Origin of the sequence: Pedobacter soli (genome assembly GCF_900101435.1) — a bacterium.
GTDB classification, from domain to species: Bacteria; Bacteroidota; Bacteroidia; order Sphingobacteriales; family Sphingobacteriaceae; genus Pedobacter; species Pedobacter soli.
This window is the reverse complement of record NZ_FMZH01000015.1, coordinates 1-14,511: the sequence shown is the minus strand read 5'-3', so window position 1 is coordinate 14,511 and position 14,511 is coordinate 1. Positions and strand designations below refer to the sequence as shown.

General features: G+C 41.5%; 10 protein-coding genes and 1 rRNA gene. 9 read left to right on the top strand and 2 right to left on the bottom strand.

Annotation, left to right across the window (positions count from 1 at the left end; genetic code table 11):
• Window positions 1-10 precede the first annotated feature (10 nt).
• From BLR37_RS22290 to BLR37_RS22245, 9 genes are all read left to right on the top strand, one after another.
• Window positions 11-1,681 carry an HU domain-containing protein gene (locus BLR37_RS22290; RefSeq protein ID WP_090772532.1) on the top strand — a complete coding sequence of 557 codons (1,671 nt, stop codon included), beginning with the start codon at window positions 11-13 and terminating at the stop codon, window positions 1,679-1,681.
• A complete protein-coding gene (locus tag BLR37_RS22285; RefSeq protein ID WP_039482213.1) occupies window positions 1,681-2,385 on the top strand; it encodes a MotA/TolQ/ExbB proton channel family protein in 705 nt (234 codons plus the stop codon). The genes BLR37_RS22290 and BLR37_RS22285 overlap by 1 nt, the downstream gene beginning before the upstream one ends.
• Entirely contained in the window at window positions 2,385-2,786 is a 402-nt protein-coding gene (locus tag BLR37_RS22280; RefSeq protein ID WP_039482209.1) for an ExbD/TolR family protein, read from the top strand. Before BLR37_RS22285 ends, BLR37_RS22280 begins: the two co-directional genes overlap by 1 nt.
• The gene (locus BLR37_RS22275; RefSeq protein WP_090772530.1) at window positions 2,786-3,601 is read left to right on the top strand and encodes an energy transducer TonB; all 816 of its coding nucleotides are present in this window, start codon (window positions 2,786-2,788) and stop codon (window positions 3,599-3,601) included. Before BLR37_RS22280 ends, BLR37_RS22275 begins: the two co-directional genes overlap by 1 nt.
• A 151-nt stretch (window positions 3,602-3,752) precedes the next feature.
• Window positions 3,753-5,042: a bifunctional folylpolyglutamate synthase/dihydrofolate synthase gene (locus BLR37_RS22270; RefSeq protein ID WP_090772527.1), complete on the top strand. Its 1,290-nt coding sequence runs from the start codon at window positions 3,753-3,755 to the stop codon at window positions 5,040-5,042.
• A gap of 69 nt (window positions 5,043-5,111) precedes the next feature.
• Window positions 5,112-6,770: an alkaline phosphatase PafA gene (gene pafA, locus BLR37_RS22265; RefSeq protein ID WP_090772525.1), complete on the top strand. Its 1,659-nt coding sequence runs from the start codon at window positions 5,112-5,114 to the stop codon at window positions 6,768-6,770.
• A 648-nt stretch (window positions 6,771-7,418) separates the two neighbouring features.
• The gene (locus BLR37_RS22255) at window positions 7,419-7,790 is read left to right on the top strand and encodes a VOC family protein (RefSeq protein ID WP_090772520.1); all 372 of its coding nucleotides are present in this window, start codon (window positions 7,419-7,421) and stop codon (window positions 7,788-7,790) included.
• A gap of 204 nt (window positions 7,791-7,994) precedes the next feature.
• A complete protein-coding gene (locus tag BLR37_RS22250) occupies window positions 7,995-11,390 on the top strand; it encodes a methylmalonyl-CoA mutase family protein (protein WP_090772518.1) in 3,396 nt (1,131 codons plus the stop codon).
• The gene (locus BLR37_RS22245; RefSeq protein WP_090772516.1) at window positions 11,390-12,313 is read left to right on the top strand and encodes an MBL fold metallo-hydrolase; all 924 of its coding nucleotides are present in this window, start codon (window positions 11,390-11,392) and stop codon (window positions 12,311-12,313) included. Before BLR37_RS22250 ends, BLR37_RS22245 begins: the two co-directional genes overlap by 1 nt.
• Before the next feature lie 64 nt (window positions 12,314-12,377).
• Here BLR37_RS22245 and BLR37_RS22240 read toward each other — a convergent pair whose 3' ends face one another.
• Both BLR37_RS22240 and rrf read right to left on the bottom strand, forming a co-directional pair.
• Complete coding sequence (locus BLR37_RS22240; RefSeq protein WP_039483541.1) at window positions 12,378-13,358, bottom strand: acyl-ACP desaturase; 981 nt, start codon at window positions 13,356-13,358, stop codon at window positions 12,378-12,380.
• A 1,032-nt stretch (window positions 13,359-14,390) separates the two neighbouring features.
• Window positions 14,391-14,502, bottom strand: a 5S ribosomal RNA gene (gene rrf, locus BLR37_RS22235).
• Window positions 14,503-14,511: the final 9 nt, after the last annotated feature.

The window sequence follows — 14,511 nt, the reverse complement described above, 5'->3', positions numbered from 1 at the left end:
TTTTACCCGAATGGATATCTTATCATACCTTTTAGAGCTCTTGCAGCAACGCAAAGAAGTTGGTATTACCGGCTTGGGAACTTTTTATAAAAAGAAATATCCCGGTAGATACGATAAGGAAAAACAAACGTTTTTACCTCCAGGCTATACCCTTCAGTTTGCAGTCGGTGTTACCGAAGAAAAAGCACTAACCGATTTTATTGCAGCCAAAAGAAATATCTCTGCAGAAAGTGCCCAATATTACATTGCTCAGTTTGTTGAAGAAGTAAACCAAAAGCTGGAGCTGGATCATGAAATTGAGTTAGAAAATACCGGCCGTTTGTTTTTTACCGAACAGGGATTGGATTTCGAACCGATTAAAAACATGAACTATGGTTCGGAATTTTACGGATTACCATCGCTGAGCGAAACTGCTGTTGAAGAAACGCAGACAACACCTGCCAAAGAAGATGAAGCCGTTTACGATGAAATTGCCGAAGCACCAGTTGCTCCTGCACCTTTCCAAAATAAATCGTACCAGCAACCGGTAATTGAAAATGTGGAGCTGGATGAAGTAAAAGACGATCTTAAAAACACCTTACAGCATACCGAACATGCGGTTGAAAAAACTGCTGAAACGCCTGCTTCGACTGTTCCGGATCCGGCCGAAATAGAAACACCTGAATCGGAAGAAGCAAGCCATATTGAAGAACAGCATGAAGTAGCCGTTCCTGAAGCAGTAATACACCAGCACGAGGAACATCCTAACCGTTTTGGACATCCACCAGAATCAGAAAAAGCCAATAAAGCTGCCGAAGCACAGGAAGTGGAAGTTCCGCCTGCGGTAGTACATCAGCATGAGGAACATCCCGACCGTTTTGGCCATAAACCAGAATCAGAAGATACTGTTGCTGAATCACCAGATGTATTCACACCAAAACACCAGGAAGATCCGAACCGTTTCAGGCTCACTCCCGAACCGGAGACTCCTAAAACTTACATCCCGCTTGAGGAAGAGGCTAAACCTGCTGAATCTGTTATTGAAGCTCCAGCCTTTATAAAGCATCAGCACGAAGAACACCCGAACCGTTTTGGGCACGATCCGATTGATCACGATACGCAAACAGCAGGGATGTCTACCTGGTTAAAAGTGGTAATCATAGCACTGATCATTATTATTGCGGCTGCCATTACCTATCTGGTTAAACCCGAATTGTTTAACGGGCAATCCGAACCTGCAATCACAAATCCGGTAACTGTCGATTCGCCAAAAGTGGCTGTAGATACCCTAAAAGCGAAACAAGATTCTATCGCCAAAACCGATAGCATTTTAAAAGCCAACCAGGTGCAGAAAAAGGCTGATACCCTAAAAAAAACAGCTCCTAAAGTAACACCAGTTGCCCCAAAAGCAGAAACAACACCTGCCAAACCGGAAACAGAAGCTAAAAAAACAGGTCCTGCCACTTTCGAAGTAATTGGCGCATCATTCGGAAGCGTTGAAAAAGCAGAACAATATATCAAAACCTTAAAAAAGGTGGGTATTAATGCAAAAATTGCGAAAATGCCAGGTAAACGCCAGAATGTGAGTTTGGGTACTTTCACCAACGAAAAAGAAGCCGTAGCACAAAAAGATTTATTACAGAAAAAACTCAAGGGAAAGGGTTACTACGTACAACAAATATTTAACAACACACAACCATAATGATAACTTTATTAATTCAAGACACCACACAAGCATTACAAGACACAGCAAATGCAATTAACCAGGCCGTAACACAGCCTGCACCAGAACTACATTTTATTGATTTATTATTTAAAGGCGGCTGGGTAATGATTCCCCTGGCATTTTTAGCCTTTTTAGCACTGGTTATATTTGTAGAACGTTATTTAACCATTAAAAAAGCTACTAAAGACGAATCGAACCTGATGGGCCAGATCAGATCATATATCCAATCGGGTAATTTAGATGGAGCTATGTCGCTTTTAAGAAACAATAATTCTCCCCTTTCGCGCATGTTGCAAAAAGGTTTAAGACGCATTGGCCGCCCGATTAAAGAAATTGAAGGCGCTATTGAGAACGTGGGTAAATTAGAGGTTTCTAAACTAGAAAAAAACATCAGCATATTGGGTATTGTTGCAGGTATTGCACCGATGCTTGGTTTCGTAGGAACCATTGTGGGGGTAATCACCATTTTCCACCAGGTATCCATTAAAGGCGCTATCGAAATCGGAACCATTTCCGGTGGTTTATATACCAAGATGATTACCTCGGCAACAGGGTTAATTATCGGTATTATTGCCTATGTGCTTTACCATATCTTAAACATTATGGTTGAGAAAATCATCCTTAAAATGGAGACCGATGCAATTGACTTTATTGATTTATTAGAAGAACCGGGCAAATAATGAATTTACGCAAAAGAACAAAAGGAGGTGTAGAAGTACATACATCGGCACTAAACGACATCATGTTTTTCCTGATGCTGTTTTTCCTGTTGGCATCTGCTGTGGTAAATCCCCAGGTAGTTAAATTGTTGTTGCCTCAATCATCGAGTGGACAACAATCTACAGCCAAAAAAGCAGTTACGGTAACGATAGACGAAAAGTTAAATTATTTCGTTGATAAGAAACCGACACCAGAAGATCAGTTACAACCGGTTATTGAAGGCTTCCAGAAACTGGCACCCGATTTAACCATCATTTTGTACGTAGCTAAAAATGTACCTGCCGAAAACATTATGGTAGCCTATGATGTTGCCAATAAACTGAAATTAAAACTTGTTTTAGCTGTTGAGCCTAAAAAATAATGAATACTGCAGAAGAAAATAATTACCCAAAAGCAGTTGCCATTTCTACCGGGATAATGGCTTTTCTGCTTGCGATCAGCTTTTTCATTGTAATCGGCTCGTTCCAGCCGCCAGAAGATATTGGTATGGGTGGTATGGTAGTAAATTACGGTACAGCAGCAGAAGGCATGGGCGATGATTACACCAGCATTGAAGAGCCATCTGTTGATCCGAATGCCAATGGTAAAGTGCCGGACAAAGTTACCCCTGAAGAAAAAGTTACCCCAAATAAATCGACTGAATCGACCGATAAGGAAATACAAACCCAGAATACAGAGGATGCTTTAGCGGTAAATACCAAGCCAACCAAAGTTAAAGCCACTACCCCAACAGCACAAACCGAAGAAAAGCCTGCAAAGCCTACCATTAACCAGGCAGCCTTATACAAAGGTAAAAAAAGTACTGGCCAGGGTCAGGGCGATGGAACCGGCAGCACACCAGGAAACCAGGGTTCAGTAAATGGTGATCCACTGGCTAACAATTATGGTGAAGGTGGTTCAGGTTTTGGAAATAAGCCTATCGCCCTCAGACATTTTTCTAATCTTGTAGTTCCACAAGATGATGGACAAAAAACTGGTAGAGTGGCCATCCGCATTTATTTTAATAAAAACGGTGACATAATCCGTGCTAATCAGGAGCTAAAAGGCTCTACTATTACCGATACCGAACTGGTAAACAAATGTATTAAAGCAGTTCTGCAATCTTCATTAAGTAAAACTGAAGTTGGTGGGGATAATCAAACCGGAGTTGTAGTATTCAACTTCAAAGTGAAATAATCATTTTAATAAATAATTCAAAAGCACAGGTAAACACTTGTGCTTTTTTGTTTATAGCCTATTTTACTGGTGGTCTGTTTTCTCCCCTACTTCAAAATCTTCATTATTTCATTTCAGAATCGCAATCCTCGGCTTATATTTGAGCCGTATTATGAACTACCAGCAAACACTCGATTATTTATACAGTAAACTGCCCATGTTTACCCGTGTAGGTGCTTCGGCCTTTAAAAAAGATTTAACCAATACCATCATTTTCTGCGAAGCGCTGGGCAATCCGCAGGATAAATTTAAAAGTATCCATGTAGGCGGTACCAATGGTAAAGGCTCAACCTCGCACATGCTGGCTTCAGTTTTACAGGCACAGGGCTACAAAACGGGGTTATACACTTCGCCGCATTTAAAAGATTTTCGTGAGCGGATCCGCATTAACGGTAAAATGATCAGCAAAAGTGAGGTGATTGCTTTTGTTAAGAATCAGCGACAACTGATTGAAAAGGTTGAACCTTCATTTTTTGAAGTTACCGTAGCCTTGGCATTCGATTGTTTTGCCAGGCATCAGGTAGATATTGCCATCATTGAAGTAGGTTTAGGTGGCCGTTTAGACTCGACCAATATCATCAGTCCGCTTACTTCTGTAATTACCAATATCAGCTTAGACCACACCAACATGCTGGGTAATACCCTAACCGAAATTGCTGGTGAAAAGGCCGGAATCATTAAAAAAAATACCCCGGTTGTAATCGGCGAAACCCACCCCGAATCGGCACCTGTATTTAATAAAAAGGCTAAAGAGATGAATGCCCCAATTGTTTTTGCCGATCAGGTTTTAACCGCGCGCGATTTTAAACTGGTGAATAATAAACTGTCATTATCAGTTTATCAGGGCGAAGAAATCAAATATAAAAACCTGCAAAGCGATCTTACAGGGGTCTATCAGCATAAAAATATTTTAACGGTTTTAGAAGCACTTGCTGTGCTCAATGCACAAACCGAAATCAAAACCAACGAACAAAGCATTTACAAAGGCATCAGTCAGGTTAAAAAACAAACCGGTTTGCAAGGCCGTTGGCAAACTCTAAGTAAAAGTCCGCTGGTTATTTGCGATACAGGGCACAACGAAGCCGGTATTAGCGAAGTCATCAAAAACATTAGCCAAACACCTTATCAAAACCTGCATATTGTTTTCGGGATGGTTAAAGACAAAGATATTTCGAAAGTTTTGTCGCTGCTGCCCAAAAATGCTGCTTATTATTTTTGCAAGCCCGATTTAGAACGTGGCTTAGCCGCCAACGAGCTTGCAGAACAGGCAGCCGGGTTTGGCTTAAAAGGAAACACTTATTCATCCGTAGCCGAAGCCAAGGCAATGGCCATCCAGTCGGCTGGTGTAAAAGACCTTATTTACATTGGCGGAAGTACTTTTGTGGTAGCCGAAGCATTATAATATCTTTACAATGAGTTCAAAATATCTTTATTCAAAAATGGTTACTTTAGCCGCATTAATAAAAATAAAATGAGAAAAATTCCTTGTCTGATCTTTTCAATTTCTATCCTATCCTTTTCCATTGCTTTTGGTCAAACCAAAAAGACCGTACCTGCAACAGCTAAGGCATTCCCTGCCGAAGTAGCCCGCCCTAAATTAGTGGTTGGCCTGGTTGTAGATCAAATGCGTTGGGATTACCTGTACCGTTATTATAACCGCTATACCAATGGTGGTTTCAAAAGGCTGGTAAACGAAGGTTTTTCAGTAGAAAACACTTTTATTCCCTATACCCCTACTTATACGGCATGTGGTCATACCTGTATCTACACCGGCTCAGTACCTGCTGTACACGGTATTATTGGTAACGATTGGTACGATCCGCAAACCAAAAAGAATGTTTATTGTACCGAAGATTCGACTGTAACTACTGTTGGCAGCACACCTTCATCTGAAGGAAATATGTCGCCGAAAAACATGCTAACTACCACCATTACCGACGAGTTGAGACTAGCAACCAATTTTAAAGGTAAAGTAATCGGTATATCGTTAAAAGACAGAGGTTCAATCCTTCCGGCAGGCCACGCGGCAAACGCTGCTTATTGGTATCAGGGCAGTACCGGCAACTGGATTACCAGCAGCTATTACATGAAAGAAGTGCCAACCTGGATTGCAGATTACAACAAATTGAAACTGGCCAATAAGTTTTATGCCAAAAACTGGGAAACTTTATACCCCATTAACACTTACGTAAACAGTACGGCCGATGCCAAAGCGTATGAAGGCAAAAACAATACTTTTCCGCACCAGTTAACCCAAAATATCGATAAAAACTACGATGCCATCAGAAGTACGCCTTATGGCAACACCATTACTTTAGATTTGGCTAAACTGGCTATCTTATCAGAAGATTTAGGTCAGGATAACATTACGGATTTCTTAGCGGTAAGCTGTTCTTCTACCGATTATGTTGGCCATGCTTACGGACCTAATTCTATCGAAGCAGAAGATACTTACCTGCGTTTAGATAAAGATATTGAAGAGTTTTTCAACTATCTGGATAAAAAAGTAGGTAAAGGTAAGTACACCGTATTTTTAACTGCCGATCATGGTGCGGCACACGTTCCGGGTTTTATGAAAGAAAATAAAATGCCTTCTGGTGTAGTAAGCGATAGGGATATTGCCAATAAATTGAACGCTTACCTGAACGATAAATTCAAAGTAAACAATGTGGTTTTAAGTTCGATGAACAACCAGATTATTTTCGATCACGATAAAACTGCTAAAGGCAATGTGAGCTTCGATGTGATTAAATCAGCATCAGTTGAATTCTTAAAAACTTTAGATGGTTTCCAGAATGCGGTAGATATTTCAAGGATCTCGCAAAGCACACTTCAGGAAATCCAGAAAAAAATGATCACCAATGGATATAATGCACGGAGAAGCGGCGATATTTATTACGTTTTAGAACCGAACTGGTTTAACGGTGGCAGCACTGGTACCACACACGGTAGCTGGAACCCTTACGATTCGCATATTCCATTGGTATTTATGGGCTGGGGAATTAAATCTGGTGCGACCAATACAACGCATTATATGACGGATATTGCACCAACGCTAGCCGCACTGCTCCACATCCAGATGCCAAATGGTACCGTTGGAGAACCGATAACAGAAATAACCAATAAATAATTCAAAGAAAACTATGCCCACCAGCATAGTTTTTTTTGTTTTAAAGCAACCGTCATCTCGACCGGAATGCAATGAAGCGGAGAGATCTATCTTGCATGAAAGACCCTGAAACAAGTTCAGGGTGACGGTTCGCTGGAACATCACCGAGCGGATAGACCTACCTCAAGATAGATTTTGCTTCGCAGATCCTTCGGGTTCCCGAGTGCGTTTCCCCTGATAGCTATCGGGGCCGTTCGAAATGACGGTACAGGAGTTATTAAGCTGACTCTATTCACAACACATATCTCCATCCAACTAGGCCATCGCACCGGATCTCCGTTCTACTTAAATCCGGCCTAACAAATTTTTCGGATTGCACTGACCTTGCCACACCACTGGCTTCAAAAGAAAAATTTTCAGCCGGTGTTTTTTGTTTCTTTTTGACAGCAAAAAGAAAGAGCCCTTCGGCGGCGGCGAGCCGAGGCAAGGCTGCGCAGCAGGTCAAAAAAGCAATGAAAATTTCGTTTGTTGAGGCACCGATCGGTAGATAAATGGCAATATTAATTTTGAACCACCTAAGTCACTTGAGTACACCTAAGATTTAATTAAGGTTTGTTCCTCGGTTTAACGGTAGCTTGTCTAAATCTCCAATTTTCCCTATTTTAGATCATGCCAAAATATACCGCTACCAAACTTACTCCCCTGCTCGAATCGCATGATATGCCCGGAACCCTAAAGTTTTACACCGAAGTTTTAGGTTTTAGCTGTGCCGCAAAATTCGACGATCTGAGTTGGTTTAGCCTTGTTAAAGATGAGATCGAGATCATGTTCTGCATGCCCAACGAGCACCGCAATATGCCTAAAGCGGTAATGAGTGGCTCGCTATATATCAAAACCGATGAAGTGGAACAGCTTTGGGAAAGTTTAAAAGATCAATGCGAAATCGGCTACCCGCTTGATGATTTTGAATTCGGCATGCGCGAGTTTGCCATCTACGATAATAACGGTTATATGCTGCAGTTTGGGCGCGAACTGGAATAGACTAAAAGCCGTAACGGTATAGGGTATACACGCTTTGAGCCGCATATTTTAGTACATTTGCATACAAAGATCAGTCAGAAAAGTTTAGAACTGGGAGTTCGGGGTCTTTAGTCAAAATCACTCCGATTCTGCAACCAACTTAATGCTGATCTGGCTATTTACATTACAGGTAGATTTAAAATTACCTCGTTTTAAATTCAGTTTATGCAACAAGTAGAAATATACAAGCCCAAAAATAAAATCCGTTTTGTAACCGCTGCTTCACTTTTCGATGGCCACGATGCCACCATCAACATCATGCGCCGCATCCTGCAGTCGTCAGGTGCCGAGGTAATTCACCTGGGGCACAACCGCTCGGTTGATGAAGTGGTGAACTGCGCCATCCAGGAAGATGTACAGGGTATCGCCATGACTTCCTACCAGGGCGGCCATATCGAATACTTTAAATATATGTACGATTTGTTGCAGGAACGTGGTTCGGGGCATATTAAAATATTTGCAGGTGGAGGTGGGGTAATCCTGCCAGCTGAAATTGACGAACTGCAGGCTTATGGAATCGCGAAAATCTATTCGCCCGATGATGGCCGGAAAATGGGCTTACAGGGCATGATTAATGACATGCTGGTGAAAACTGATTTCGTAACTAAAACCAGTATCACCAATGAGCTCGAAACCATACCAACCAAAGACATTAAAGCCATAGCCGGAGCCATTACTGTTGCAGAAAATGATCCGGAAGGTGCACAAAAATTTGTTGATGAATTAAAGCAGCTATCGCAAAACAACACCGCCCCTATTCTGGGCATTACCGGTACCGGCGGCGCCGGAAAATCATCGCTGGTCGATGAGCTGGTCCGTCGCTTTTTGGTTGAGGTGAAGGACAAAACGCTCGCCATTATCTCTGTCGATCCATCTAAACGGAAAACCGGAGGTGCTCTACTTGGCGACCGCATCCGGATGAATGCCATTAATAACCCCAGGGTGTACATGCGCTCGCTGGCCACACGACAGGCCAATCTGGCCCTTTCTAAAAACGTACAGGAAAGTATCGATATCTGCAAAGCAGCCGGCTACGATTTGATTATTGTCGAAACTTCGGGTATTGGCCAATCAGATACCGAAATTACCGAGCATTGCGATGTTTCCTTGTATGTAATGACCCCTGAGTTTGGTGCTGCTACCCAGCTGGAGAAAATAGACATGCTCGATTTCGCCGATCTGGTAGCCATTAATAAATTTGACAAAAGAGGTGCGCTCGATGCATTGAGAGATGTGCGCAAGCAATACAAGCGCAACCACAATATTTTCGATGCCAAGGACGACGAAATTCCGGTTTATGGCACCATGGCATCCCAGTTTAACGATCCGGGCATGAACAACCTCTTTGTGGCCTTAATGGAGCAGATAAAAGTTAAAACCGGAACCGATTTCAAGGCCAAAATGGAGTTAACTACCGATCAATCCGAAAAGATTTATATCATTCCACCAGATCGCATCCGTTACCTGGCCGAAATTGCAGAATCAAGTCAGGTGTACAATGAATGGGTAACTAAACAGGCCACTATTGCCCGGAAAATGTACCAGCTCAAAGGTGTAATCGATTTATTGAGCGATACTCATTCCACTATTCCAGTGGAGTATCCGGAGGATGGGGTGTCAAAAAGCCTAAACTCAACTTACGCGTTCTACGAAGAACAATTAGACGGCGAATGCAAAAGATTATTGCGCCAATGGCCAGAAACCAAAAAAGCTTATAAAGAAGAATTTTTCATTTATAAAGTCCGTGATAAAGAAATTAAACAACCGTTGTTTTACGAATCGCTTTCAAAGCTTCAAATTCCAAAAGTATCATTACCCCGTTACGAAGATTGGGGCGATATTTTAAGGTGGTTGTTGACTGAAAACCTGCCAGGCGAATTTCCTTATGCTGCCGGGGTATTTCCGCTCAAACGTGAAGGTGAAGACCCTACCCGTATGTTTGCCGGCGAAGGAGGGCCTGAACGTACCAATAAACGTTTCCACTATGTTTCATTAGGTCAGCCTGCACACCGCTTATCAACCGCTTTCGATTCGGTTACTCTTTACGGCGAAGATCCGCATACCCGCCCCGATATTTATGGCAAAATTGGTAATTCGGGCGTGAGTATTGCCACTTTAGACGATGCTAAAAAATTATACTCAGGCTTCGATCTTTGCGCCCCTTCTACTTCCGTATCGATGACCATTAACGGGCCAGCACCGATGTTACTTGGCTTTTTCATGAATGCAGCAATCGATCAGCAATGCGAAAAATATATTATCGCAAACGGCCTGGAAAAAGAAGTTGAAGCTAAAATCGCTGCCATTTATAAAGCTAAAAACGCAGAAAGGCCGGCCTATAATGGTACTTTGCCTCAGGGAAATGATGGTTTGGGTTTAATGTTGCTGGGCGTAACCGGCGATCAGGTTTTGCCAGCCGATGTTTATGCCCAAATTAAGGCAAAAGCCATCAGCTCTGTACGCGGAACCGTTCAGGCCGATATCTTAAAAGAAGACCAGGCCCAAAATACCTGTATTTTCTCTACCGAGTTTGCCTTGAGAATGATGGGTGATATTCAGAAATATTTTATCGACGAGAAAGTACGGAATTTTTATTCCGTTTCTATTTCAGGTTACCACATTGCCGAAGCTGGTGCAAATCCCATCTCGCAACTGGCTTTTACATTGAGTAATGGTTTTACTTTTGTGGAGTATTATTTGAGCAGGGGTATGCACATCGATGATTTTGCACCTAACCTTTCTTTTTTCTTCTCTAATGGTATCGATCCTGAGTATGCGGTAATTGGCCGTGTGGCGCGTAGAATCTGGGCCAAAGCCATTAAAAATAAATATAAAGGGAACGATCGTTCGCAAAAACTGAAATACCACATTCAAACTTCGGGCCGTTCATTACATGCCCAGGAGATTGATTTTAACGATATCCGCACTACCTTACAGGCTTTATATGCCATTTACGACAATTGTAATTCGCTTCATACCAATGCTTATGATGAAGCCATCACCACGCCTACCGAAGAATCCGTAAGAAGAGCTATGGCCATACAATTGATCATTAACCGTGAATTAGGCCTCGCTAAAAATGAAAACCCACTACAGGGAGCTTTTATTATCGAAGAACTAACCGATTTGGTAGAAGAGGCTGTGTTGGCTGAGTTTAAACGGATCAACGATCGTGGTGGTGTTTTAGGTGCCATGGAAACCATGTATCAGCGTGGAAAAATACAGGAAGAAAGTCTGTACTACGAAACCCTGAAACATACCGGCGAATATCCTATTGTAGGCGTTAATACATTCTTAAATAAAAATGGTTCGCCTACCATTGTACCTGGAGAAGTAATCAGGGCTACCGAAGAAGAAAAACAGTTCCAGATTTCGGCTTTGGAAAAATTCCAGCAGCGTAACAGTGATAAGTCAGCCCAATTATTAAAACAGCTTCAAAAATCGGCAGTTGCAGGTGATAATATCTTTGAACAATTAATGGAAGTATGCAAAATCTGCTCACTGGGGCAAATCAGCAACGCCCTATACGAAGTGGGTGGCCAATACAGGAGAAACATGTAATGAAAAGATTAGTCTTCTTATTCGCTTTTCTATTTGCGGTAAATACCTGGGCAGTTACACTACCCAAAACTCCTTACATTATTGCTTTAGGCATTGCGCAGGATGGGGGTTACCCACACATGGGCTGCCAGAAAAACTGTTGCAAAATGGCCTGGGCTAAGCCCAAAATGCAGAAACAGGTGGTTTCGCTTGCGCTGGTCGATCCGGTTAATAAAAAATGGTGGTTATTCGAAGCTACTCCAGATATTAAACAGCAGTTGCAGCACTTTAAATTGCAAACTAACAGTGCCTACCCTTACCTGCCCGAAGGTGTATTTATTACCCATGCCCACATTGGTCACTATACAGGTTTAATGGAGTTTGGCCGCGAGGTAATGGCTACCAAAGCCTTAAAGGTATATGTTTTGCCTAAACTAAAGGCTTTTCTCGAACAAAATGGGCCATGGAGTCAGTTGGTTAAGTTAAACAACATTAACATCATTGAACTTACAGCCGATCAGCCCCTTACCATTGCGAACAATACAGTAACAGCCTTTACCGTACCTCATCGCGATGAATTTTCAGAAACTGCTGGTTTTAAAATTAATACACCGACTAAAAAATACCTGTTTATCCCCGATATTGATAAGTGGAGCAAATGGGATAAAAACATTATAGCCGAAGTTAAAAATGTTGATGTGGCAATGGTTGATGCTACCTTTTACAGCAATACTGAGCTTGCAAACAGGTCAATTGCCGAAGTACCACATCCTTTGGTTACCGAAACCACCGAGTTGTTTAAGCACGAGACGGCTGCAGTTAAACGTAAGTTATATTTTATCCATTTTAACCACACCAATCCATTGCTTTGGAGCGCCCAGGCACAGCAAGCTTTACAGGCCCAGGGCTTTAACCTCGTTAAGCAAGATCAGATTTTCTATTAACCACCAATAAAAAAACCTATTGCTTACCGCAATAGGTTTTAAAATATTTTGAAATCGCTGGTGCTTATCCTGCAATCCAGCTAAATTTATAATCAATAGTAGGATTTTTCATTCTTTCCGCTACGCGTAGTAAACGTGCTGGTAAAGCCATAATATAGTCGCGGGCTTTCTCGCCTGCTTCATTTAAATCGCGCATACCTTCAATTTTCCAGTCCACTATTAACTGTTGCATAATTTCAACGTAATCAATCGCAGTGTAAACGCCTAAACGTTGCGCAGCATCAGTAAAGTGTCCAAAAGTTTGGCCAATTTTTAACCCCACCTCACGTAAAAAGTGTGCAGGCATTACAATCTTCTGGCGCATCATATCCTCAAAAGCAAGCATAGCCTCGTTAGGATCGACCTCAAAAATACGGTTCATGAAGTCTTTATAGGCTTTGGCGTGCCTTGCCTCATCAGAAGCAATTACACCACACATTCTCGATAATAACGTATCACCACCTTTTTTGGCTAAAGAAGCTACCCTTCTGTGCGAAATATTAGTAGCCATCTCCTGAAAAGAAGTATAAATAAAATTCCGGTACGGATCATGACCGGTTCCAATATCGAAACCATCAGCAATCAGGTATTGCGTAGAAATTTCCATCTGGCGCATATCTACCCTACCCGAGAGGTATAAATATTTATTTAACAAATCACCGTGACGGTTTTCTTCTGCAGTCCAGTGTCTGTTCCACTTCATCCAGCCACCATCTTCTTTCATGCTTGGCCCCTGTACCATCGATAACCACGATTCGTACGTAGGTAAAGCTTCTTCGGTAATCGTATCACCAATTAATACCGCTACCAGATCGTATGAAAGATCTTTAGCGTTATCTCTCAGTATTCTTATATCTTGATAAAATGTATCACTTGTAGAGTCAGGTAGAAAGTCAGACGGCTGCCAGTTGGTATCGATCGGTTTAAGATAGGTATCCATCATTTCGAGCATATACTGCTCTATATGCACCATCACTTCCCTTCTTTTATCTGCAAAAAAACTCATTATTCGTGTCTATATATTTGTTAACAGCAAAGATAACCAAATATTACTGCAAACCTTGTGATATTAACACATTTAGCATTAAATCAGTTTGAAATCAACTTTAAATTATCAACATCATTTTAATTGTGTTGTTTTGTTAACAATTTAGTTGTTTCATGAGCTACCTATTATCATGCCGCATTGTTAACCTAATAATTTTTTATTACTTCTTTTGAAGCGCAATGGCATTGCTTATGGCCAGGGTTCAATTCCTGCTTTTTATTTTTATCATTAAGTGATTAAGGACATTAAGAAAAATATGATGCTTTAGTTCAAAGTAACCTTAATTACCTTAACTCCTTAATGGTTTAAAAAAGCTTAAGGTGAAAGACTAAAGTAGCTATTTTTTTGAAGCGCAAAGCCAGTGCAGGGAATCAGGGGTTCCGTCCTGCTGTACGTTGCAATCCTTTTGGAGGCCTTACACAAGCTTTAGAGTGTCTGCTCCAGCCAAAAGGGATTTCCACTGCCATCAGGGCTATTAGCGTGGGCCTGTGTACAAAATCTACAGCGTATTTATCGTGTTTACAACTCTTTTGCAATCCCCTAGTCCTGCCGTCATTGCCAGTTTGATCCGATAGCTATCGGATGGCAATCTTAATGCTAATGAAAGGTTAAACCTCGCAGGTTTTTAAGGACATTAAGAAAAACAACCTTAATTTCCTTAACTGCTTAATGGTTTTAAAGCTTAAAGCCAAAAGACCAAAGACTAAAGCAGGTATATCCCGTTTTGAACTTATGATTAAGCTTTCCGCTTTGGTCTTTCTACCGTTTCATTTTATCATTAAGAGATTAAGGGCATGAAGAAAAATATAATGGATCAGTTCAAAGCAACCTTAATTATCTTAACTCCTTAATGGTTTAAAAAAAGCTTAAAGATAAAAGACTAAAGCTTTGTATCCCGCTTTCTGCTTTGGTCTTTAAGCTTTGATCTTTCCGCTCAAAAAGCTTGTAAACAAGAAAACCCCTCAGCTTTTGCTGAAGGGTTCCTTTAAGATTTGGCACCGACCTACTCTCCCACGTGTTACCGCAGTACCATTGGCTCTGGTGGGCTTAACTTCTCTGTTCGGAATGGGAAGAGGTGGACACCACCGATATAGGCACCTAAATATTTTTA